This is a genomic window from Pedobacter sp. R20-19 (assembly GCF_000708265.2).
Taxonomy (GTDB): Bacteria; Bacteroidota; Bacteroidia; order Sphingobacteriales; family Sphingobacteriaceae; genus Pedobacter.
This window is the reverse complement of the sequence record NZ_JCKI01000007.1, coordinates 217,659-241,647: the sequence shown is the minus strand read 5'-3', so window position 1 is coordinate 241,647 and position 23,989 is coordinate 217,659. Positions and strand designations below refer to the sequence as shown.

The following is a 23,989-nucleotide window of genomic DNA, read 5'->3' as shown; positions in this document are numbered from 1 at the left end:
AATATATGCATTTTCTTATTCCATGATCCTTTGATTGAAACAAACAATCAACTTAAATAAATCACGGTACTCGGTTAGTGGTAAGGTTTCAGCTTTGTCGAAAATATCATGATAAGCTGCAGGGCCTCCCTGTGTGTAGATGAAGAAAGCTGGAACACCTTTTTCGGTAAAAAAATAATGATCACTGTTGGCTGCTTTCCCTCTGGAGTTAATTTTACTGATTAATTTTTTTTCCTGATTAACTTTGTTTAATAAAGAAAATGCTTTGGGGTAAACACTTGCATTTACAACCGTCATTCCGCTTTCACCCGTTCCAACTAAATCCAGGTTAATTAGAAATTTAATTTTGCTTAAAGGAATCAATGGATTTTCAACGAAGTATCTTGATCCGAGCAAACCGGCTTCTTCACCTGCAAAACAGATAAACCCAATAGAGTAGGGCTGAGGATGCGTTTTATAATATTTTGCCAGGCTTAACAAAGTGGCCACACCTGCAGCATTATCATTCGCGCCAGGGAAATAGGTTTCTGCACCCATTCCGCCTAAGTGATCATAGTGTGCGGTGATCATTAATACTGAATCTGGTTGTTTGGTTCCCTTTATCCAACCGCAAATATTGGCTGCCATAAAGTTTTCTACAAATTTGTTTTCTATATCAATGCTGATCTCACGTGGTATTTCTTTGAAGTTTTTACGGTTGATCTCAACGGTTGTTTCATTAGCAATTGCTGTAGCAACAGACCATGTTAACTTATCTTTTAATTGAACATGCAGGTTTGGATTTGCTACGAAATTTAAACTGTCAATTTTTAGCAAACTCCCTTTTTGTTTGATACCAGTACTTTCATTGTTAATGATAAAGTCTTTACCTGGAATCAATTTTTTACCGTTAATGGCTACAAACATTTTACCAGGAAAAGTATTTACCGGATAAGCAAATTCCTGCTTAAAGTCTGTTCCCATAGGTAGCAAGCCTATTTTTTTATATTCTGCTGATAAGAAATCTGAAGCTTTCTTCATGCCATCTTGAGTATAGCCACGCCCCCAAAAAGTAGCAGATGCTAAGGTATTAACCATTTTACGCACATAAAGAGAATCCTGTGCGAAGCAGGCGATGTTGGAAAGAATTAATAATAGCGTGAAGATCTTTTTCATAAAAAAAAACATGACAGGTAAAGCTAAGCGGAAATTCTTATTAAATGATAAAAACGTTAAATATCCTTTTAAATGCTAAACAAAATCATGCAAAAAGCCATTTAATTTTTAAATCAAATGGCTTTTATAAATAGGGTTTTGGTAAATGCTACTTGGCTAAATAGGGTTGTAATGACGCTTTAATTTTTTCTTTATTTTGAGCTGAAGTCCATTTATCTGTAATCGATTGATCACCTAATGTAAATAGTGCTTCATATAATAATTTATCATTTACTTTGGTTTTAACTTTGAAATCCGTTGGTGAGGCTTTTGTTAAATCCGTCCACACTTCGCGAACATCTGCCCAATACGATTTTTGGCTATCCCACCATTTTTGCGCATATTCAAATTTATTTGGGTCAATTTTAGTAAATTCTTCATATCCTTTTTCTACCGCTAGTAACTGATCACCTTTTGGCGTGCGCAAAACTTTTTTATTGTCTTGCTCAAACATCCAGCCCTCTTTTGTAATATAAATTCTGCTGCCACGGTTCAAAACATTATAGTCATTCCGAACGGTTGATTCCCTTCTTGGAAGTGGAGAATCTGTTTCGCTTTGCCAGGCATCATGACCGCCAACATGGCTCCAGGTTCCATAACCCTGGTACCGTGGACTATCATCAACCTGGTAAACTTTCTGTGTCCATTTTCCTTTCACCTCAGCAGGTGTTAAAGTAGTTTTCTTCCAGGCATTATCCTGTGTATAATGCATTATATCAGTATCCTCATAGGTCCAGTCCTGCCGCCAGTGTTTAATTACTGTAGAATCATTAATGGCTAACATGTGTTGAATCACAATTCGTTTAGGTTCATCAACAATAATTTCTGCCCACTCATTTCCATGGCTGCGGTAAGGTTTACTAAACTGATATTCAGGGTTTGGAGAAGTAACTTCGGCATAGTTAAAATTCACTTTATAGAAACCTGCTAATGACTTAATCGCTTTTCTATCTTGCTCAAATTTATCCTGAGCATGGGTATTAGCCGTTACCAGTACAATGAATACTGTTAAGAGATTCAGAATTTTCATTTTATATTTTAGGTTAAGGTTTACGAATCCGCAACTGCGGGATTTTTCTTTTTTTTCTTTTTTCCCCACCAGATGATGAAACCTGTAATGGGTAAACTTGCGGCAATTAAACTGGCAAAAAAGGCCAGGGTTTTTCCAGGTAAGCCGAGTATTGCACCCACGTGGATATCGTAATTCATTCCAATGAGTGCTTCGCCGGCATTTTTATCGCTTTGCTTTTTGCGATGCAACAATTTTCCCGTATACTGATCGAACTGTAAGACATCAAAATTCCAGTAGGTTTCACTGCCGTGATATCCGGTGGCATAAATGGTTGCTGTTCCACCTCCTGCCGGAGACATGCCGATTCGATCGAAATCTTTAAAAGTTTGTTTTGCTTTTTTAAAAGCGATATCGAACGGATTTGCTTTGATTTTTTTTGTAGAATCTGACTTCACATCAGCCTGTACCGGAGGGGTGATGCTTCTTGATGCAACCACATATACCGTAGTTTGGAACCATTTAAAAGCCCAAACCATACCGGTTAGGGCCAGCGCCAGGCATATGATCATCACATAAAAACCCAGTACGTTATGTAAATCATAATTTACCCGTTTAAATTTTGCACGCCATTTAATTTTGAAACTTTTATCAAAATTTGATTTTTTAAGGTTTTTAGGCCACCACATTACTATTCCGGAAATCAGTAAGAATACAAAAATGATGGTAGCCCAACCAATAATCTGCTGACCAATAGGATGATTGATCAGAAAACTCCAATGGAGCATTTTAACAATGGCAAAGAATTCATATTTGTGATCGGCAACCATTGTTACCTTTCCGGTATAAGGATTAATCAGTACCAGATCGTAATAGTCTATAGAATCGAAATACCAGAAAGCTTTTGGGTCCCCTGCTTTAAAAGTGCCAAATTCCCAGGCACGATCTGCTTCTTGGTAAGTAGAAATAAAGGAAATTTGTTTGTTGCTACCTAAAGCTTTCTCCGCTGTTTGTTTTAAAACACTAAGTGGAACAGTTTGCCTGTTAGCAGGAACATCAACAAAAATTTCTTTCCGATGAATCCATTCAGTGATTTCTTTTTGAAATGCAAAGATACATCCAGTTATGCCCAGGTGGAAAACGACCAGTCCCGATGCGATGCCAAGCCATAAGTGTAGCCAATCACTGATTTTTCGAATCCGGGATTTTGTTGGTTTCCTCTGTACTGGTTTGGTTGGTGCCATCAATATTTTAATAAATTAACCCATTGCAGGTTTTATGCTGCTAATGGGTTGTAAATGTTGCATTCGTTTTTAATTGATCTGAGTAGTATAAGTAACCAGGTGCCAAACTTTTTCATAATCTTTTCCATTCAGCTTTCCGGCAGTTTTATCTTCCGTAAATGCTTCAATGAAATAATTTCCTTTTGCTTCTGGCTTAAAGATGAATTTTCCGTCAGCATCAGTTTCTGTAGGGATAACTTTTCTTTCGGGATTAACCAGTGTTAATTTTTGTTTGGCAAAAGGTTTTTTGTCGTAAATAAGCTGATTAGTAGATGATTCGCCTACTTTAAGCACAGATTGATCTGGCCTGATGGTTAATGCTGCATTGGCCGGAAAACCATTGTTTAGTTTCTTGGTGCCTATAGCAACATCAGCAAATGCATAATACATCAATTTGCCTTTTTCGTAAATATCGGCTACTTCGTGTACCACCGATAATTTATAAGTGCCATTTTGATCTGGAGTGAAGCTGGCTTTATAGAAATGTAAATCTGGTGAAGCCGTTAATACTTTTGTTGTTCCGTTAGGTGCAATCAACACCAGTTTAAAATCCTTTAAATTACTGAACCATTTTGCTGTTGAATCAGGCTCGTTAGCTTCGTATTCCCCAAAAAAGATTTTTACTTCCTGGGATTGACCTTTTTTTCCTGTGGATGCAGTTTCAATCCATATGGCATGTGAAAATACATTTGATAGGTTAAAGGCTAAGAAAAAAAGTAATAGTGATAATTTCGTTTTCATCGTATTTCGGTTTTAGGTAAAAGCAAGCAGAAACTATCTGACCAATTTCTACTTGCTGATTGATTAAAATTTATAGGCTATACTTACTCTGTAATTTCTTGGTGCTTCTGCCTGGTAGTAATAGGCGTTTAAATATTGGTAATAGGAACCACTGTATAAATATTTATCCAGAATGTTAAATACATTTCCGGTGATTTTAAATTTCGAGCGTTCATAAAACAATCCGCCATCTAATTTAAAGTAATTGGGTAATTTTTGTAAACCCACGCTCCAGGTATCGGTTGCACGGCCAGCAAGGTAAGTAAAGCCAGCAGAAATTCCTGAGCCTTTTAGTGCGCCATCTTGTAAGGTATAAGTTAACCAACCGTTTGAAACGTGTTTGGCAAAACCCGGAACAACGTCTCCCACATTAATGCCTGCAACGCCTGGTGTAACCTCAGTTACTTTAGAATCTGTGTAGGCATAATTGGCAATTAACGTCAAACCATCTGTAAGTTTACCTCTTAGATCAAACTCAACACCCTGAGATCTTTTCTCGCCTAAAACAACACTGAAGTTTGTTCCAGGTGTATTTGTAGGATCAGCTGTTAGCTCATTTTGTTTAAGAATGCGATAAACCGAAAGGGTAGTATTCCATTTGCCGTCAAACCAATCTTTCTTAATACCAATTTCATTATTCGTACCGGTAATCGGTTGTACCTTACCACCATCGCGGATTAAGCCACTTTGTGGGGTGAAGGCTTCATCATAAACAGCATATACTGCTGTATTTTTATCAATGGATACACTTAAGCCCACTCTAGGAGTTACTTTTTTAGCCGAATAAGCTTCGCCGCCCCATGCTGATTGATTTACATAAGTATAGCGACCAGCCAATGTTAAACGTACTTTATTATTGAAAAAACCTAGCTCATCTTGTGCATAACCACTTAAATATTTTGAATCCATTAACCCACCAGCGTTGATGGCTCTTTGTGTTAATGGAGTTGTGCGATCAAATGCCGGATAACCATTTAAAGGAAAACCATAGTTTGGATTATTTAAATCAAATGGAGCCGTAGGTAAATCTAAATTATGCGATTGACCCCAATCAGCCATGTAATTCTTTTTTCCACCATCAAAACCTGCCAAAATGCGGTGGTTAATGCCACCGGTTTTTACCTTTCCATTGATGAATAATTGAGCCAGTTTCATGCTGCTTTCCGCATCCCAAATGGCCACATTTCTAATGACTGTACCATTGGCATTCACGGCAGATGGCCAAGAACTGTAGCCTACCTGGTTATACTTAAAATATGCTGCCTGTGCCGTTAATTTCCAGTTATCATCAAAATTGTGCTGTAGGTTTAAAAATAAACTCTGGTCATTAATACGCGTTGGAGGTATTCCAGGCTGTGTCATGGTTCGCTCCCTAGGATAGGTTGCATAACCATTTGGCGAGAAAATATAGTATGATCCCACCTCAGTCATCTTCGCATTTTGAAAAGTATATTCTGCCGTAATTTTGGTGCGGTTTGTTATCTGATAACTCAATACCGGAGCAATACTGTAGCGATCGTTTTGCTCATAAGGCCTGAAAGATCTTTTATTTTGTACTGCACCATTTAATCTGAATAACAGTTTTCCGTCATTCGTTAACTTGCGGTCGAAATCAATTGCGGTGCGGTATAAATCGTAACTTCCTAATGTAAAGGAAACCTCACCACGGTTAAAACCTGTAGGTTTTTTAGTCACTACATTATACATGCCACTTGGATCACCATTTCCTAGCATAAAACCTGCCGGGCCTTTAACAAAATAAATATGATCAACAAAGCTCATATCTTCAGTTAATGGTCCCCAAAATGATGATACTACATTAAAGCCATTTCTCATGGCCTGAATTTGTGAACCACGCATGGTAATATTGGTATACATATCACCCCAATGTTCTATTCGGGTAGCACCACTTACATTTCTAATTAAACCATCGCTCATGCTGATGATTTGCTGGTCTTTGATTACCTGATCACTTACGGTTTGTATGTTTTGAGGGGCTTCTAAAAGTGGCTCATTTAAACGTAAGGAAGCAGAAGGTAAACCTATCTTGTATCTATTGTTTTTACCAGCAACGGTAACTTCTTCCAAAGCCTGATCGGTTTCTACCAATGTAAAGTTAACCACCTTACTATCTCCGGCGGTTATCGTTATGGATTGTTCTGATGCTTTGATGCCTACGGCAGAGGCCACAATCGTATATGTTCCTGGTTTTACCCGGTGAATGGTAAAGTTACCGGCATCATCTGAAGTGGTACCCTGACCTTTATCCTTCAAGCCTATGGTAATAAAAGGTGCAGGGCGACCGTTTGAGGTGCTTACTTTTCCCTTAATGGTGGCAACTTGTTGCGCAAAAGTAATCAGACTGATCATCAGCATCGCTGCTGTTAGTGTTAATAATCTCATTTTAAGGATGGAATTAAAATTTATAAGTGAGGTTTGCTACTAAATTTCTAGGCATTTGAGGTTCGATGGTGGTCCAGCCTTTATAATATCGCTTATTGGTAATATTGTCCAGTTTAACCCCAAGTCTATACCTGCTTTTATTATAGAAAACAGTGGTATTTAAAACAGTAAATGCCGGAAGGGTAAAGGTTCCTGTAGCTGAATTATTTGTGATCACGTTATCACTATTATAATTACCGCCAAAACCAAGACCCAGGCCATTTAAACTTCCGGTGGTAAGGGTATAGCTAATCCAGCCGTTGATCATATTTTTCGGTCCTGCATCAACAGGTCTTCTGCCTTCTACTGATGGAGCAGCTTTGGTTAACTTACTATCTATATGGCTATAACCTGCAACTAAATTCAAGCCCTCAATAGGATTGGCATTTAAGCTGATTTCTACACCTTTATTCCTTTGTGTTCCATCCTGAACGCTAATGTTATAATTGGTTCCGTTTCTGTTGATGGATTCAGCCCTTATAATGTTATCTACTTTGATGTCGAAATAACTGGCAGTAATATTTAGTTTGTTGCGAAATAAATCAGCCTTAACACCTCCTTCAATCTGATTGGCTTGCTGAGGCTTAAACGTGCCATTAATATCTGCCAATGGCTGAATAACAGGAGCAAGGTTTTTAAAACCGTTCATGTAATTGGCAAACAATGCCACCTGATCTTTTACAATATTATAAGTTAAGCCAAATTTAGGAGAAAGCGCCGTTTGTAAATATTTACCAGTTGATACACCAGTTGCAATATTATAAGTTCCCTTATTGTCAAATCGATCAACCCTTAAGCTAAGCATAGCACCTAACTCATCAGTGATGTTCACTACATCAGATACATAAGCACTATATACTTTATTTAATGTTGATGTTTTCGCCGGGCCAGAAGCTGCGGCGATTTTAGCTTCTACAGCACTACGGGTAATACTCGCATAGTTTGCAGGTGTACCTATGCTATTTACTAAATCAAACAATACATATGGAGAATTGCTGTTATTGGTTTTTTGAGATAAATAATCCAAGCCGATGATTACCCGGTTTCTAATCCCTCCGATTTTAAAATCTCCAATAAAATTTTGCTGAATATTGGCTCCGTTACTGGTTGAATTCTGGATGTTGATATACCTGGAAAGTACATCATCAGTGGCACCGAGATACATTACGTACTGGTAAAATCCGTCAGATTTACGTGTGTTTTGAGAGAAATTTGTTTGTGCGGTCCACGCATCAGAAATTTTATAAGTTACCTGGCCGCGTACATTGGTAGTAGGTGTTTTAACAGTTAAATCATTACTGGTGTAAGACTTACCAAAATCAAAATTTAATTCATCAGGGGTGCGGGCAATTAATGGTCTGCTTCTATTTAGAAAAACCATTAAAGGGTTAGTGCCTTCATAGCTATAGAAATCGGCAGCTAAATTTAATTTTAATTTATCATTAACCCTGTACTCTAAAGCAGGAGAGAGGAAAGTAGATTTGTTAAAACCGGCATCTTGCCAGCTATTTTGCTTGTTGTATGCTGCATTAACCCTAAATAAGAGGTTCTTAGCTTTGTTAACGGGGCCATAAACATCAGCAGTTAACCTGTTTAACCCGAAACTTCCGGTGTAATAAGAAACAGACCCGCCTGTGGTATCTACAGGTTTCTTGGTTACTACATTAATTAAACCCCCAAAGTTGGTGAGTGCGCCACCGTATAAAGCGCCTGAGGGTCCTTTTATCACTTCAACAGTTTCGATATTTGCGGGATCCAGATCACCGTTGGTTTGCCCGGCAATACCATCAATCATAGATACTTGTGTTACAAAACCGCGTAGGTTATAATAAGCTGCACCATCGCCACTCCGGCCGGTTGAGGTCCATAGTTTATCGAGCCCCGGAGAATTTTTTAAGACAGCGCTAAAATCTGTGGCAATTTGTTCTTCCATTAATTCCTTTGATATGGTTACATAAACCTGAGGGTTTTCCAGGTTCTTCAAAGGCAGCTTAGCTACGTAATTGCTGGGTTTGGTAGCAAATTTATTTCGTTTATTACTACTAATATTAACCTCTTTAAGTTGATCTGCATTTTCTTTCAGCACAAAATTTACCGTAAGTGATTGGCCTGATGAGACTGAAATACTTTTTTCTTCTGAAATTAAACCAACCCCGGAGGTGCGAATAATATAAGTTCCTGGTTTAACCCGATCTAAAGTATAAGTTCCGTCTTCTGCAGTGGTATTTCCGATACCTTTGCCTTTAAGGCCAACAGAAATGAAAGGTGCAGGTTTGCCATCTGAGGTGGTCACTATCCCTTTGATGGTTGATGTTTGCTGAGCGAAGGCAATTGAAGTAAAAAATAAGAGTAGAAATATTGAACTAAATAGTCTAAGTTTAAACATGTTGATTTATTTGGATTAATTCTAAACAACCGCAAAATAACGGTAGAATTTTTTATAATCCAAATAATTAGTAATAATTCTAAATAAGAGGTTTTTTGTATAGGTGTGGTTATCTGTTAAATAATTGATAATGAATGGTTAATGTCATTTTTTATTGAAAAAATTTAACATTTAAGTTGTTCGGAGATGGTGAGACAGATATGGGTTTTCTGATTGATCTTTGATAAGAATAGAAAACCTATATCATGTAACAAGACTATTTAATTGCTACTACGCGCAAACTAAGTGATCTTTCTGTGTCATTAGCAGGTGAAACTACCCCTCCGGCAATAATATCGTAGTGATAGGCCGCAGTAAAGGTACTGCTTTCAGAAACTGCCTTGATTGTGCCAGAACTTGTTTCTTTTAAATCCAGTGTAAACGTTCCTGGGTCTATTGCGATAAAACCACTTGCACTTTTATAAGCTTTTGCGGTGGTATAGCTACTGGTGCTACCCGTTTTTGCCAAATCCATAGCGGAAGCATCGGGAGATAAATTAATAAAGCGAATGTATGCTTTATCTGTTGATGATACAGTTAAATCATCTGTTAAGGCTAACACATCCAGCGCTGAGGTTTTATTAATTAAGTAAAAGGATTGATAAGTGCTGGCATTTAGGTTAACCGATTTCGTTAACACACTTTCGATAGAACTTTCGGTCGTAAATTTTAAAGTATAAGCACCCGAGGTTTTAGTGGTGTAGGCTGTTGATCCGGCAAATGGGAGGGCTGCTGTATTTAGCGCTGTTCCATCCAAATATACATTGTATGTACTAAGTGTAGGTGAAATATTGATTACCCTTAAACTTGATAATGTCGAATCAACAGCTTCTGTTTTTTTACAGGAAATAAATCCCATAGAAATGATAAGTGTTAGGAAAGAGTAATAACTAAGCTGTTTTAGAGTAAACATTTTCATAAGTTTTTAAATTTTTAATTAATAAATGTAGTCTGAAGTTAAACGTTTACCGGTTGGCAAGCGCTACAATAGCACAAATATTGTGTTTTAATATCATCAGTGATTGTTAAATCTTGTTAAGGAATGTTAAATGTGTTTACTTAACCTTTCAGAAATCTTAACATTAAATACCAATAGCATTCATACTTTTGTTAAGCACTAAAGTTCTTCAAATGATTAAAGACAGATCCAGATTAACTAGTATCAGTTTAGATGTATTAAAAGTTGCCTCTTATGGCAGGCTCATCAAAAGACATGTTTAACCGTATAATATTTTTGTGAAATTTGTAAAAAATTCAAAAAATATTGTGGAACTCAATTATTATTTAAACCTTTGCACCTCAATAGAGTTATAGCCGTTTTAATACGCAAGAAATGATTAAACAATTTTTACATAAACTTTCTGCTTTCTCCGCGCAACTGGCGTTCGGAAAGAGTTTGTTTATTAATCGTTTCCAACCCGTATTTTATTATCCCACAAGCCGGCAAAATTTCACGCCACGTATTTAGTACTCCCACTAAGCGTAATGAGGAATTGATCCTCTCTAAAAACCCAATTAACAAGAATACTTATAATTTTTCGTTAGAAAACGAATGGATATTAACGAATTTATAGTGCAGGTTGCACTTCCTGAACATCGTGTATTTGCAGAAGAAATTGTAACCGAGATGGCCGAATCTGCGAAGGCACGCGGTACAGGTATTGCAAAACGTTCTCCAGATTATGTTGCTGGTAAAATGATCGAAGGTAAAGCGGTTATCGCTTTCCATAAAGATGGTACATGGGCTGGCTTTTGCTATATTGAAACCTGGAGCCATGGTCAGTTTGTGGCTAACTCCGGATTAATCGTTTCTCCTAAATTTAGAAAGGCTGGTTTAGCCCACGCCATCAAAGAGAAAGTTTTCGATCTTTCCAGAAGTTTATATCCCAAGGCGAAAATTTTTGGTTTAACAACTGGTTTGGCAGTAATGAAAATTAACTCCGACTTGGGTTATGAGCCTGTTACCTATTCTGAACTGACACAGGATGAGGAATTCTGGAAAGGCTGCCAAAGCTGCGTCAATTTCGATATTTTGAAAATGAAGGAACGTAAAAACTGCATGTGTACTGCCATGTTATATGATCCGGCTACTCAAAAGCATGATGCCGCAAAGAAATTCGCAGAAGAATTACAGAAGAAACCTAGATTATACGAACGCTTTATGCGCATAAAGCAGCATTTAGTTGTAAAGCCTAAGCCAAAATCTGGTTTAAAGGCATTAATGTTTTTATTTACCCTATTATTTCATAAATAATGAAGAAGAAAGTTGTTTTAGCCTTTAGCGGAGGTCTTGATACCTCATTTTGTTGTATTTATTTAGCACAAGATCGTGGATTAGAAGTTCATTCAGTAATTGTAAATACGGGTGGCTTTTCTAATGAAGAATTGCAGGAGATTGAAAAAAGAGCTTATGCCTTAGGTGTAGCTTCACATGCTGTAGTAGATGAAACTAAAAGTTATTACGATGATTGCATTAAATACCTGATTTTCGGTAATGTACTTAAAAATGCTACTTATCCGCTTTCTGTGAGTGCAGAGCGTGTAAGCCAGGCTACTGCAATTGCCAATTATGTTAAAAAGGTAGGTGCCGATTATGTTGCTCACGGAAGTACTGGTGCTGGTAATGATCAGGTACGTTTTGATATGATTTTTAATATCCTGATTCCAGGTGTTGAAATCATCACACCCATTAGAGATTTAAAATTATCCCGCGAAGCGGAAATAGAATATTTAGCTGAACATGGTGTTGAATATAGTGCAGAAAAAGCCAGATATTCTATTAATAAAGGCTTATGGGGAACATCAGTAGGTGGAAAAGAAACTTTAACTTCTCACGAAACCTTACCAGAAAGTGCCTGGCCAACGCAGGTTTCAGAAACGGAAGCACGTAAAATCGAATTAACCTTTGAGGAAGGTGAATTGGTTGCCATTGATGGTGAAACGCTAGCGCCGGTTAACGCCATTCAAAAATTACAGGCCATTGCTCAACCCTTTGGAATTGGTCGTGACATTCATGTTGGTGATACCATCATCGGAATTAAAGGCCGGGTGGGTTTCGAAGCTGCGGCACCAGTATTAATTATTAAAGCTCACCATACTTTAGAGAAGCACACTTTAACCAAATGGCAGTTAAGCTGGAAAGAGCAATTGTCTTCTTTCTATGGCAACTGGTTGCATGAAGGTCAATTCCACGACCCGATCATGCGGAACATCGAAGCCTTTTTAGCTGATACCCAAAAAGTAGTTAGCGGAAAAGTATTTATTGAGTTGTTGCCTTATCGTTTCCAGATTATCGGTATTGAATCTAAGCATGATTTAATGAGCAACAAATTTGGTAGCTACGGCGAAATGAACAATGCCTGGAGTGGAGAAGATGTAAAAGGTTTCTCTAAAATTTTTGGTAACCAGGTGATGATTTGGCATAAGGTAAACGGAGAAGAAGCTTAAGGCTGAAAGACTAAAGCGGAAAGCTACCTTTATGCATCTCGTCATTGCGAGGAGGCACGACGAAGCAATCCCCAAAGTGTTGTCATCCTGAGCTTGTCGAAGGAGTATTAAAATCTAATTTTCATATCCATCTATATTGATAGAACAGATTATGAGTGATAAAATTAAAGCAGGAATAATTGGCGGAGCGGGTTACACAGGTGGTGAAATGCTTCGTATTTTGGTTAATCATCCTAATGTTGAAATTGCTTTTGTAAATAGTACCAGCAATGCCGGAAACTTAGTTTCTGATGTACACACTGATTTAATCGGAGATACAGATCTAAAATTTGTAAGTGATATTCCGCAAGATATTGACGTATTGTTTTTATGTGTTGGCCATGGTGATGCAAAAAAGTTTTTAGCAGCCAATCCCATCAAGGAAAGTATTAAAATCATTGATTTATCTCAGGATTTTAGATTAACTGCAAATGATGAGTTCGAAAATCGTAAGTTTATCTATGGCCTGCCGGAGTTAAATCGCGAAGCAATAAAATCTGCCAGCAACATTGCAAACCCAGGATGTTTTGCTACTTGTATCCAATTAGGTTTATTGCCTTTAGCTGCAAAAGGTTTAATTAAAAGTGAAGTTCACATTAACGCGACAACTGGTTCAACAGGAGCCGGACAAGGCTTAAATGCTACTTCACACTTTAGCTGGAGAAATAATAATCTCTCTATCTATAAAGCTTTTGAGCATCAACACCTGAATGAGATTGGCGAAAGTTTATTGCAGTTGCAGCCATCACTAAAAGATAGTTTAAGTTTTATTCCGCAACGTGGCGCATTTACCAGAGGTATTTTAGCTGCTATATATTTAGAAAGCGATTTAACTTTGGAAGAAGCACAAAGCATTTTTGAAGAATATTACAGTAGCCATCCTTTCACACATGTAAGCCGGCGAAATATCGATTTAAAACAGGTTGTCAATACCAATAAAGCGCTGGTCCATGTAGAGAAACACGGCGATAAATTATTTATCATCAGCATTATTGATAACCTCTTAAAAGGTGCCAGCGGACAAGCGGTTCAGAATATGAACCTAATGTTTGGCTTAGACGAAACAGCAGGTTTGAAACTAAAGGCAGCCAATTTTTAATTTAAGCTTAAAGTGGAAAGCCCAAAAGCTAAAGCAAAACAGCATACCGCCTGAAGAAACAACTAATATTTAATTAGACTAAAGCCCAAGGATAGCGACCAGAATGAAATTCGCAGGAAGCTTTAAGCCTTTAGCTTTAGTCTTTAAGCTCAAAAAAAATGAACTTATTCGACGTTTATCCTCTTAACGATATAGAAATTACTAAAGCATCAGGCAGCAATGTTTGGGATGCTAACGAACAAAAATATTTAGATTTATATGGTGGCCATGCCGTGATTTCCATTGGTCACACCCATCCGCATTATGTTAATCGCTTAACTGAGCAGTTAAATAAAGTTGGTTTTTACTCTAATTCAGTTAAAATTCCTCTGCAAGTACAGTTGGCCGAGAAATTAGGTCAGGTTTCTGGGAAGAAAGATTACCAGTTGTTTTTGGTGAACTCAGGAGCAGAAGCCAATGAGAATGCGCTAAAATTGGCCTCATTTTACAATGGCAGAAAGAAAGTAATCGCTTTCACGGGTGCTTTCCACGGGCGTACATCATTGGCTGTTGCGGTAACCGATAATCCAAAAATTGTAGCGCCGGTTAACCAGACCGAAAACGTAATCTTTTTACCTTTTAACAATGAGGTTGCTTTAGAAGAAACTTTCAAAGCGCAAGGCAATGACATTTCAGCGGTAATTATTGAAGGTATTCAAGGTGTGGGTGGAATTAAAGAAGCTTCAAAAAGTTTCTTGCAGAAAATCCGAACACTGTGCGATGAATACAATTCGGTTTACATTGCTGATTCCGTTCAGTGCGGTTATGGTCGTACAGGTTTATTCTACTCGCATGATTATGCAGGTGTTGAAGCTGATGTTTACACCATGGCCAAAGGAATGGGTAATGGATTTCCAATAGCTGGAATTTCAATTGCACCTAAATTTAAGCCTTGGCATGGCGAATTAGGTACTACTTTCGGTGGTAATCATTTGGCCTGTGCTGCAGCATTGGCTGTTTTAGAGATAATGGAGCAAGATAATCTCATGAAAAATGCTGAAGAAATCGGAAATTACTTAATTACAGAATTGAAAAAATTTGAACAGGTAGTTGAAGTTCGCGGTCGTGGATTAATGATTGGTATTGAATTGCCAGCGGAGCTTGCTCACGTTAAAAAAGAGTTATTATTCACTTACCATATTTTCACTGGCGAAGCAAAACCGAATGTGATCCGCTTATTGCCAGCCTTGAATTTAACAAAGGCACATGCTGATGAATTTTTGGAGGCATTTGGTAAACTTGTTTATTAGCGGAAAGCTAAAAGATTAAAGCTGAAAGCAGACTGCGATTAGCTTATATGATGACAAAAAACTAATTTTAAAGAATCCCTATTTTCAATTGGAGGAACTTTGGTCTTTCTGCTTAACGATTAAGCTTAAACGAAAATGAGAGATTATCAAAAATTGGAAGTTTGGAAAAAAGCGCATTTGATGGTACTATTTGTTTATTCAGATGTACTTCCATTATTTCCGCTGTCAGAAAAGTATGATTTGTATAGCCAGGTAAAAAGGGCTGCATATTCAGTTCCTTTAAATATTGCGGAAGGCGCTGGAAGAAATTCAGATATGGATTTCGCAAGATTTTTGGATATGGCATTAGGTTCTTGCCATGATGCTGAATACGCTTGCCTGCTTGCAAAAGATTTGAGATACTTGAATGAAGAAAAGCATCAGGAAATAAATAATAAAACTAATGAAGTTAAAGCAATGCTGATAGGCTTGCTGAAGCGATTAAGAAAATAATTTAGTTAAAGATTTGGCAATTAGTTTTTTGCATTTGGCAAAAGCTTTTATCCTTACGCTTTAACCTTTAAGCTCAACAAAATGAAACTTTTCACTTCCGTACACGATGTTCCAAGCATCAAACAATTTGTAGAAGATGCGCTTGAATTAAAGGCGAATCCATATGCGCACCAGGATTTAGGTAAAAACAAAACCCTTGGATTGGTATTCATGAACCCAAGTCTGCGTACTCGTTTAAGTACCCAAAAGGCTGCTTTAAATTTAGGGATGAATGTGATGGTGATGAATATGGATAAAGAAGGTTGGGCATTAGAAACACAGGATGGTGTAGTCATGAATGGCTCAACTGTTGAGCATATTCGTGAAGCCGCCGCCGTTATGGGGCAATATTGCGATATTTTAGGATTGCGTTCTTTTCCAAAGTTGGACAACCGTGAGGAAGATTACAGTGAAGATTTCTTCAATAAATTTGTTAAATATTGTGCTGTTCCGGTAGTTAGTTTAGAAAGTGCAACACGCCATCCTTTACAGAGCTTTGCTGATATCATTACCATTCACGAGACCTGGACGAAGAAATTAGATGGACACAAACCAAAGGTGGTTTTGGCCTGGGCACCTCATGTAAAAGCATTGCCACAAGCTGTTCCAAACTCATTTGCCGAATGGATGTGTAAAGCACAGGAGGAAGGAATGATTGATTTTACCATTGCTCAACCTGAAGGCTATGAACTTTCAGTAGATTTTACTAACGGTGCCGATATTCAGTATAATATTGAGGAGGCATTGGCTGGAGCTGATTATGTATATGTGAAAAACTGGAGTAGTTATCAGGAATATGGTAAAGTATTAAATTATCCTGAAGGCTGGATGATGGACAATGAAAAGTTAAAATTCACTAATGATGCGAAAGTAATGCATTGTTTACCGGTTCGCAGAGATCTGGAATTATCTTCTGAAATATTAGATGGACCAAATTCATTGGTCATCCATGAGGCGGGCAATCGTTTATGGGCAGCACAAGCCGTAATCAAAGCCATGCTAGAAGAATTGAAATAGCAAAATGCCTTGGTTCGTGTTGATACAATACGATCATTAAATACAATTTTTATATATGATTAACCCAATTAAAAATACTTTATCCGATTTCGAGCAAGTGATCATCATGATCAACGATGCCCGGAATCGGGTTTACAGTAAGGCAAATGCCGAATTGGTGATGTTGTATTTTAATATTGGAAAAATTGTTTCAGAAAAAGTTTTAGCGGGAAATTGGGGAGATGGAACGGTAAACGATTTAGCAGATTATATTGCTGAAAGGCAACCCCTTTTAAAAGGATTTAATCGCCGCGGACTTTATAGAATGAAACAATTTTATGAAGTTTATAGCGATTCGGAAATTGTGTCACCACTGATGACACAATTTCAAGATGCTGTAAATGAGCGATATAAATTTGTGTCAGCACTGCTGACACAAATTAGTTGGACAAACCATTTACTAATTTTGGCTAAAACAAAAACAAGCGAAGAAAAACTATTTTACCTTTATCAGAGTATAAAAGATAAATTATCTACCCGAGAACTCGAACGCCAGTTAAATTCAGCTACTTTTGAACGAACAATGCTTGGCAATAAATTTAGTACGGCAGTTACTTCAAAATTACCTGCAGGCATTTTTAAAGATCCTTATATTTTTGAATTTTTAGCCCTACCAGAAATTCATTCTGAAAGTGATTTGCAGCAAGCGCTGATTAAAAATCTTCAAAATTTCATTTTAGAAATGGGTAAAGGGTTTACTTATATGGGGAGTGAATACCGTTTGCAGGTAGGGAATAAAGACTATTATACCGATTTATTATTTTACCATCGTGATTTACAATGCATGGTTTTATTTGAGCTTAAAATTGAAGAATTTCAACCGGAATTTTTAGGTAAGCTAAATTTTTATCTTGAAGCCTTGGATCGTGATGTAAAAAGGCCACATGAAAATCCAAGTATTGGTGTTTTATTATGTAAAGGCAAGGATGAAGAAGTGGTAGAATATGCACTATCCAGAAATGTATCACCGGCACTAATTGCCGATTATGAAACCAAGTTGATAGACAAAAAACTGCTCGCAGAAAAATTGCATCAACTTTCTGAAATTTTTTATAGAAATGAACAATAAGCAACTTACCATCATCAAAATTGGTGGAAACGTAATCGATAACTCAGCAAACTTACATCAGTTTTTGCTGGATTTTACAGCTTTGCCTGGCGATAAAATATTGGTTCATGGTGGTGGTAAAATCGCAACAGAACTGGGTGAAAGCTTAGGCATCGAAGCGAAAATGGTGGATGGCCGCCGAATTACAGATATTGAAACCTTGCGAATCGTCACCATGGTTTATGCAGGGTTAATTAATAAAAATATGGTTGCCCAGTTGCAAGCCAAGGGCAGCAATGCCATTGGTTTAACCGGTGCAGATGGAAATATCATTCAGGCAAAAAAACGTCCTGTAAAAGAGATCGATTATGGTTTTGTAGGTGATTTGGATGAAGAATCTGTTTCTGCCGAAACCTTAAATAAATTATTGCAAGCCGGATTAGTTCCTGTTTTGTGTGCCATTACACATGATGGAGAAACCCAGCTGTTAAATACCAATGCCGACACCATTGCATCATCAGTTGCTGTAGCCATGTCTGCTTTATATGAAACACGTTTGGTATATTGCTTTGAGAAAAAAGGAGTGCTGAAAGATGTGAACGATGATGATTCTGTAGTTCGAGAAATCAAAGCAGATGAATTTGAAGGTTTAAAAGCTGATGGAACAGTGCAGGGCGGAATGATCCCAAAATTGCATAATGCATTTGAAGCGATTAAAAAAGGTGTTTCAGCTGTTTATATCGGTAAAGCCGATGAATTGGCAGAACTAGCTGATGGAACTTTTGGAACGAAGATGAACCCCTAAATCCCCTAAAGGGGACTTGTCATTGCGCTTAAGCGTTTTGCAATTCCCCTCTTTTAGAGGGGTGCCCGCAGGGCGGGGTGTTAGTTATAATGTAATAATGCAGCCTAAGATTGCCTCGCGCCTCAGCATGACAATGAGTTTAAAAAAGATTGCAGTGAATAGCAGGACTAACATTAATAGTATTACTGAAACTGCTTTTCAAATAAATATTAATTGATTAAAATCGGTGAAATCACTAAAATCTGTGTAATCAAATGAATAAAAAAATAGCCATCATTGGAAGCGGAAATATCGGTTTATCTTTAGCGAAAGGCCTGGTGAAAGCCGATTTTGCCAAAGCCATCGACATCACGCTTACCCGGAGAAATATCGATCATTTAAAACCTTTCGCCGATGCTGGATTTGTAGTGAGCAACAATAATAAAGAAGCGGTTGCCAAAGCTGATGTTGTAATCCTTGCCGTATTGCCACAACAATTAAATACAGTTTTGGATGAAATTCAGACTTCTATTGTTCCGGCTAAACACCTGGTTATTTCGGTGATTTCTGGTGTCAGCTGCGCTGCCGTTCGAGAAAAATTAGGAGAAGATGTAGAGGTAATCCGGGTAATGCCAAACACTGCAATCGCCATCGGACAATCTATGACTTGCATGGCCAGCGATAATGCCTCAGCAGAAAATATTGCGGATGTGACCAAAATGTTCGAAACGGTAGGTTCGGTAGTTAAAATAAACGAAGATTTAATGACTTCCGCTACAGCACTTTGTGCATGCGGCATCGCATTCTTTCTAAGGGCAATCCGGGCAGCATCACAGGGCGGTGTTGAAATTGGTTTTCATGCCGATGAAGCACTTAAAATGGCTGTTCAAACGGCAAAGGGAGCAGCCGATTTACTTTTATTGCATGGTACACACCCGGAATCAGAAATAGATAAAGTAACTTCGCCAAAAGGTTGTACCATTGCCGGTTTAAACGAAATGGAACACAATGGTTTTAGCTCATCACTCATAAAAGGAATTAAACTTTCAGCTTTAAAAGCAGGAAATTTGTATACCAAAGAAAGCTAAAAGCAGAAAGACTAAAGCTTAAAGCAAATAAAAGTAGCAAATCAAGATGAAATTTATCTTGATACTTATTACCAATTACTTGATACTATGTTACTAGAAAATATACAAAAAGAAAGCCTGGACTTATTGCGGCAGTTGATTCGTATCCAGTCTTTTAGCAAAGAAGAAGACCGGACGGCGAATTTAATTGCGCAGTTTTTGGAGGAGAGAGGGGTTAAGATCCAGCGTAAAATGAATAACGTTTGGACTTACAACAAACATTTTGATGCGGCTAAGCCAACATTGCTTCTAAATTCACATCATGATACGGTAAAGCCAAATTCAGGTTACACCCGCGACCCATATGATGCAGCCATTGAAGGAGATAAATTGTTTGGTTTGGGCAGTAATGATGCTGGTGGTTGTCTGGTTTCACTAATTGGTGCATTTTTGTATTATTACGAACAAGAAAATTTAAAATATAACATCTGTCTGGCTGCAACGGCAGAAGAAGAAATTTCTGGTAACAATGGATTAGAATTGGTTCTGCCCGATTTAGGTGAGCTGGAATTCGGAATTGTAGGTGAACCGACAGAAATGAATTTGGCCATTGCTGAACGTGGATTATTGGTATTGGATTGTGTGTCTCATGGTAAGGCTGGTCATGCGGCACGTGAAGAAGGCGAAAATGCCATTTACAAAGCTTTGAAAGACATTGAATGGTTCAGGAATTATCAGTTCCCGAAAGTCTCTGAAGTTTTTGGTCCGCTGAAAATGACAGTTACGATTATCAATGCAGGTTCACAGCATAATGTGGTTCCGGCAAATTGTACTTTTACTGTAGATGTTCGGGTAACTGATGCATATACAAACGAAGAAGTTCTGGAAATCATCCGGGCAAATGTAGATTGTGAGGTAACCCCACGTTCCATTAGGTTGAAACCATCATCCATAGATAAGAACCATCCGGTTGTTCAGGCCGGAGTAGCATTGGGAAAAACCACTTATGGCTCTCCAACTACATCCGATCAAGCTTTGTTGGATATTCCTTCCGTAAAATGTGGACCAGGTTTTTCTGGCCGCTCGCACATGGCTGATGAGTTCTTATATGTACGCGAGGTTGCAGAAGGTGTGGAAGGATATGTAAATATGCTGAAACCAGTTATCCTATTTTAGATTTTAGATTGATGAATTACGATTTCGTAGTTCAAAAATCGTAAATCGTAATTTTAAAATCGTAAGTAAGAATGAAGATTTGGCAAAAAAATATAGACGTAAATAAATTTGTAGAAACCTTTACGGTTGGAAAAGACCGCGAACTGGACCTGCAGATGGCAAAGTTTGATGTTTTGGGTTCCTTGGCTCATACAGAAATGTTAGAAACGATTAATTTGCTAACCGCAGATGAATTGAAAACCATTCAAAAAGAACTGAAAAACATCTACGCAGAAATTGAGTCTGGAAATTTCACTATTGAAGATACAGTAGAGGATGTTCACTCGCAGGTAGAATGGTTGCTTACGCAGCGCATTGGTGAGGCAGGAAAAAAAATTCACAGCGGGCGTTCACGTAATGATCAGGTTTTAGTTGATTTAAAATTATTCTTCAGGGCTTGTATTGAAGATATGGTGAGCCAAACATCAGCCTTGTTTAACCAATTAATCGAATTAAGTAATACGCACAAAGATAAGTTTATGCCAGGCTATACGCATTTGCAGATTGCCATGCCATCATCATTCGGACTATGGTTTGGTGCCTATGCAGAAAGCCTTGCCGATGATCTGGAACTCATGCTCGCTGCATGGAAAATTACCAATAAAAATCCATTGGGTTCAGCTGCTGGTTATGGTTCTTCCTTTCCATTAAACAGAACTTTAACCACTGAATTATTAGGATTCGAAAGCTTAAACTATAATGTGGTTTATGCGCAGATGGGACGTGGAAAAACGGAAAGAATTTTAGCCCAAGCGATGAGTTCCATTGCAGCTACTTTAGCCAAAATGGCAATGGATGTTTGTTTGTTCATCAACCAGAATTTTAGTTTCATTAGTTTTCCGGCAGAACTGACTACAGGTTCAAGTATTATGCCGCACAAGAAAAACCCAGATGTTTTTGAGTTGATTCGTTCACGTTGCAATAAAATCCAGGCTTTACCGAATGAAATTGCCATGATGATCACCAATTTGCCATCAGGTTATCACCGTGATTTACAATTGCTAAAGGAAAATCTTTTCCCCGCAATTACTTCCTTGAATGAATGTTTGGAGATCGCTACGTTTATGTTTCAAAACATCACCATTAAGGATGATATTCTGAAAGAAAAGAAATACGACTACCTGTTTAGTGTAGAGGTGGTTAATGAACTGGCGCTACAAGGCGTTCCATTCAGAGAAGCATACAAAATTGTAGGTGAACAGATTGAAAATGGTACCTTTGCACCATCGAGCCAAATACACCATACACACGAAGGAAGCATCGGCAACCTTTGTAATGAGCAAATTTCTGCAGTAATGCATGATGTTTTATCGCAATTTGGTTTCGGAAAAGTGAATAAAGCTATTGAAGATTTGGTTAAATAAATTTTGCTAATTTTGTAATTATGACAACTTTAACAATAGAAATTAAGGATAAAGACGCAGGTTTCGTAAAAGAGTTCCTCAGCAAAATTGGTGCTAAAGTTAAAGTAGAACCAACAAGTCAGATTACTTCTGAAATTGCTCAGGCTTTAAAAGAAATTAATGAGATGCAGCAAGGAAAACGTAAGCCTTTAAGCCTAAAAGATATTTAATGGCTAATGAAGTTATTTATTCAGACGTTTTTATCAAAAAAGCCAAAGTCTATAAAAAGAAATATATCTCTTTAGTAGAAGATCTCTACGAACTCGAAGAAAAACTTCTTGAAAATCCGCACCAAGGTAATGATCTGGGTGCAGGTTTGTACAAAATTAGACTTGCTGTAAAAAGCAAAGGAAAAGGTAAAAGCGGAGGATTTAGGATAATAACTTATTTAATTTCAAATACCCCTGATGGAATCATTATCAATATGTTGACCCTCTATGATAAATCAGAAGAAAGTACTATTGATAAAAAAGAACTTCAGAAAATAATTAAAGCATTATAAATCTGCTAATAGCAGATTAATATATATTTATGAAACCATCATGATTTTCCATCAGGAATAATTAATAAGTCATGATAGCTTCATCACCCTACAAATAAAATATAAACAGATGAAAGTTTCAGTATTGGCCAGTTCATTAATCGGCTCAGAAATTATAAAAATCGGTAACGAAGTTAACGAAATGAAGCGCAAAGGTGCTTCAATCGCTAATTTAACCATAGGCGATTTTGATGCGAACATCTACCCGATTCCAACCGAATTGAAAGCTGGGATCGTAGATGCGTATCATGCTAATCAAACCAATTATCCACCTGCAGATGGGGTTTTATCCTTAAGAGAAACTGTTTCTGAACTATTAAAAGATAGGTTCGGATTGGAATATAATACCAATAGTATTTTAGTTTCCGGTGGCTCTCGTCCGTTAATTTATGCTACTTATTTAGCCTTAATTGATCCGGGAGATACCGTTGTTTTCCCTGCACCATCATGGAATAACAATCATTATTGCCACTTAACTTCTGCAGAAGCTGTTGCTGTAGAAACCGATGCAGCGCACAACTTCATGCCAACTGCGGCGCAATTAAAACCGCACTTAAAAGGTGCCACGTTATTAGCACTTTGCTCTCCCTTAAATCCAACAGGAACCATGTTCGATGGTGATTCTTTAGCTGAAATATGTGATGTTGTTTTAGAAGAAAATGCAAGTCGTGGAGCTGACGAAAAGCCATTGTATTTAATGTACGATCAGATTTATTCACTTTTGACATTTGGAAAAGAACATGTAAACCCAGTTTCATTGCGTCCGGCGATGCGTGAGTTTACGGTATTTGTGGATGGAAGTTCTAAGTGTTTAGCTGCAACTGGTGTACGTGTAGGTTGGGGTTTTGGTCCGGAAGATATTATCAATAGGATGAAGGCTTTGGTTGGCCACATGGGCGCCTGGGCACCAAAAGCAGAGCAGGTAGCCATGTCAAATTATTTTAATGATAAAGCACAGGTTGATTCTTTCTTAACCAGTTTTAAAAGTCAGATTCAGGATAGTTTGAATGCGCTTTATAATGGCTTTAACGAATTAAAAAATGAGGGATTTAACGTAGAGGCTGTTGAACCAATGGGGGCCATTTATTTAACCATCAAAATCGATTACATCGGAAAAACTACCGAAGATGGTCAGCTTTTAAAAGACAGTGCAGACGTGAATTTCTACCTGATCAAAGAAGCAGGTGCTGCTTTGGTTCCTTTTTCAGCCTTCGGAAATGCAGATAGCATGCCTTGGTTCAGGGCATCAGTAGGTGCATGTACTTTGCAAGATATTAAAGATATGCTGCCAAGGATTAAAGTGGCTTTGAGTAAGTTAAAATAAGATTATAAGCGTA

21 protein-coding genes are annotated in these 23,989 nt (G+C 37.7%); 14 read left to right on the top strand and 7 right to left on the bottom strand.

Going from position 1 to position 23,989, the window contains the following annotated elements; genetic code table 11:
* Nucleotides 1-15: 15 nt before the first annotated feature.
* The 7 genes from AN34_RS16395 to AN34_RS16365 all read right to left on the bottom strand — a co-directional run bounded on the left by AN34_RS16395 (nucleotide 16) and on the right by AN34_RS16365 (nucleotide 10,046).
* Entirely contained in the window at nucleotides 16-1,155 is a 1,140-nt protein-coding gene (locus tag AN34_RS16395) for a M28 family metallopeptidase (protein WP_029287095.1), read from the bottom strand.
* Between the two features lie 148 nt (nucleotides 1,156-1,303).
* The gene (locus AN34_RS16390; protein WP_036677442.1) at nucleotides 1,304-2,224 is read right to left on the bottom strand and encodes a DUF6607 family protein; all 921 of its coding nucleotides are present in this window, start codon (nucleotides 2,222-2,224) and stop codon (nucleotides 1,304-1,306) included.
* 20 nt (nucleotides 2,225-2,244) lie between these two features.
* Nucleotides 2,245-3,447, bottom strand: coding sequence for a PepSY domain-containing protein (locus AN34_RS16385; RefSeq protein WP_029287091.1), 1,203 nt, complete (start codon nucleotides 3,445-3,447; stop codon nucleotides 2,245-2,247).
* Nucleotides 3,448-3,516: 69 nt separating this feature from the next.
* Nucleotides 3,517-4,227: a DUF4198 domain-containing protein gene (locus tag AN34_RS16380; RefSeq protein ID WP_029287089.1), complete on the bottom strand. Its 711-nt coding sequence runs from the start codon at nucleotides 4,225-4,227 to the stop codon at nucleotides 3,517-3,519.
* A gap of 63 nt (nucleotides 4,228-4,290) precedes the next feature.
* Nucleotides 4,291-6,669: a TonB-dependent receptor gene (locus AN34_RS16375; RefSeq protein WP_029287087.1), complete on the bottom strand. Its 2,379-nt coding sequence runs from the start codon at nucleotides 6,667-6,669 to the stop codon at nucleotides 4,291-4,293.
* A 13-nt stretch (nucleotides 6,670-6,682) separates the two neighbouring features.
* Nucleotides 6,683-9,094 (bottom strand): TonB-dependent receptor, encoded by a 2,412-nt coding sequence (locus tag AN34_RS16370; protein ID WP_029287085.1) that lies wholly within the window; start codon nucleotides 9,092-9,094, stop codon nucleotides 6,683-6,685.
* A gap of 256 nt (nucleotides 9,095-9,350) precedes the next feature.
* Entirely contained in the window at nucleotides 9,351-10,046 is a 696-nt protein-coding gene (locus tag AN34_RS16365; RefSeq protein ID WP_197285547.1) for a DUF4397 domain-containing protein, read from the bottom strand.
* A gap of 639 nt (nucleotides 10,047-10,685) precedes the next feature.
* Here AN34_RS16365 and AN34_RS16360 point away from each other — a divergent pair.
* The 14 genes from AN34_RS16360 to AN34_RS16295 all read left to right on the top strand — a co-directional run bounded on the left by AN34_RS16360 (nucleotide 10,686) and on the right by AN34_RS16295 (nucleotide 23,976).
* Entirely contained in the window at nucleotides 10,686-11,387 is a 702-nt protein-coding gene (locus tag AN34_RS16360) for an N-acetyltransferase (protein ID WP_029287080.1), read from the top strand.
* Entirely contained in the window at nucleotides 11,387-12,580 is a 1,194-nt protein-coding gene (gene argG / locus AN34_RS16355) for an argininosuccinate synthase (RefSeq protein ID WP_029287078.1), read from the top strand. Before AN34_RS16360 ends, argG begins: the two co-directional genes overlap by 1 nt.
* Before the next feature lie 151 nt (nucleotides 12,581-12,731).
* Complete coding sequence (gene argC, locus AN34_RS16350; RefSeq protein ID WP_029287075.1) at nucleotides 12,732-13,718, top strand: N-acetyl-gamma-glutamyl-phosphate reductase; 987 nt, start codon at nucleotides 12,732-12,734, stop codon at nucleotides 13,716-13,718.
* Nucleotides 13,719-13,876: 158 nt separating this feature from the next.
* Nucleotides 13,877-15,007: an aspartate aminotransferase family protein gene (locus AN34_RS16345; protein ID WP_029287073.1), complete on the top strand. Its 1,131-nt coding sequence runs from the start codon at nucleotides 13,877-13,879 to the stop codon at nucleotides 15,005-15,007.
* A gap of 153 nt (nucleotides 15,008-15,160) precedes the next feature.
* The gene (locus tag AN34_RS16340) at nucleotides 15,161-15,499 is read left to right on the top strand and encodes a four helix bundle protein (protein ID WP_197285546.1); all 339 of its coding nucleotides are present in this window, start codon (nucleotides 15,161-15,163) and stop codon (nucleotides 15,497-15,499) included.
* 81 nt (nucleotides 15,500-15,580) lie between these two features.
* Complete coding sequence (locus AN34_RS16335; RefSeq protein WP_029287068.1) at nucleotides 15,581-16,555, top strand: acetylornithine carbamoyltransferase; 975 nt, start codon at nucleotides 15,581-15,583, stop codon at nucleotides 16,553-16,555.
* Nucleotides 16,556-16,610: 55 nt separating this feature from the next.
* Complete coding sequence (locus AN34_RS16330) at nucleotides 16,611-17,663, top strand: YhcG family protein (protein WP_029287066.1); 1,053 nt, start codon at nucleotides 16,611-16,613, stop codon at nucleotides 17,661-17,663.
* A complete protein-coding gene (gene argB, locus AN34_RS16325) occupies nucleotides 17,653-18,447 on the top strand; it encodes an acetylglutamate kinase (RefSeq protein ID WP_029287064.1) in 795 nt (264 codons plus the stop codon). Before AN34_RS16330 ends, argB begins: the two co-directional genes overlap by 11 nt.
* A 254-nt stretch (nucleotides 18,448-18,701) precedes the next feature.
* Nucleotides 18,702-19,514 carry a pyrroline-5-carboxylate reductase gene (gene proC, locus AN34_RS16320; RefSeq protein WP_029287062.1) on the top strand — a complete coding sequence of 271 codons (813 nt, stop codon included), beginning with the start codon at nucleotides 18,702-18,704 and terminating at the stop codon, nucleotides 19,512-19,514.
* Between the two features lie 87 nt (nucleotides 19,515-19,601).
* Nucleotides 19,602-20,669: a M20 family metallo-hydrolase gene (locus AN34_RS16315; protein WP_029287060.1), complete on the top strand. Its 1,068-nt coding sequence runs from the start codon at nucleotides 19,602-19,604 to the stop codon at nucleotides 20,667-20,669.
* A gap of 71 nt (nucleotides 20,670-20,740) precedes the next feature.
* On the top strand, nucleotides 20,741-22,072 hold the full coding sequence (gene argH, locus AN34_RS16310; protein ID WP_029287058.1) for an argininosuccinate lyase: 1,332 nt from the start codon (nucleotides 20,741-20,743) through the stop codon (nucleotides 22,070-22,072).
* Between the two features lie 20 nt (nucleotides 22,073-22,092).
* Nucleotides 22,093-22,281, top strand: a complete 189-nt coding sequence (locus AN34_RS16305; protein ID WP_029287055.1) for a hypothetical protein — start codon at nucleotides 22,093-22,095, stop codon at nucleotides 22,279-22,281.
* Nucleotides 22,281-22,613 (top strand): type II toxin-antitoxin system RelE/ParE family toxin, encoded by a 333-nt coding sequence (locus AN34_RS16300; RefSeq protein ID WP_029287053.1) that lies wholly within the window; start codon nucleotides 22,281-22,283, stop codon nucleotides 22,611-22,613. Before AN34_RS16305 ends, AN34_RS16300 begins: the two co-directional genes overlap by 1 nt.
* A gap of 109 nt (nucleotides 22,614-22,722) precedes the next feature.
* Entirely contained in the window at nucleotides 22,723-23,976 is a 1,254-nt protein-coding gene (locus AN34_RS16295) for a pyridoxal phosphate-dependent aminotransferase (RefSeq protein WP_029287050.1), read from the top strand.
* Nucleotides 23,977-23,989 lie beyond the last annotated feature (13 nt).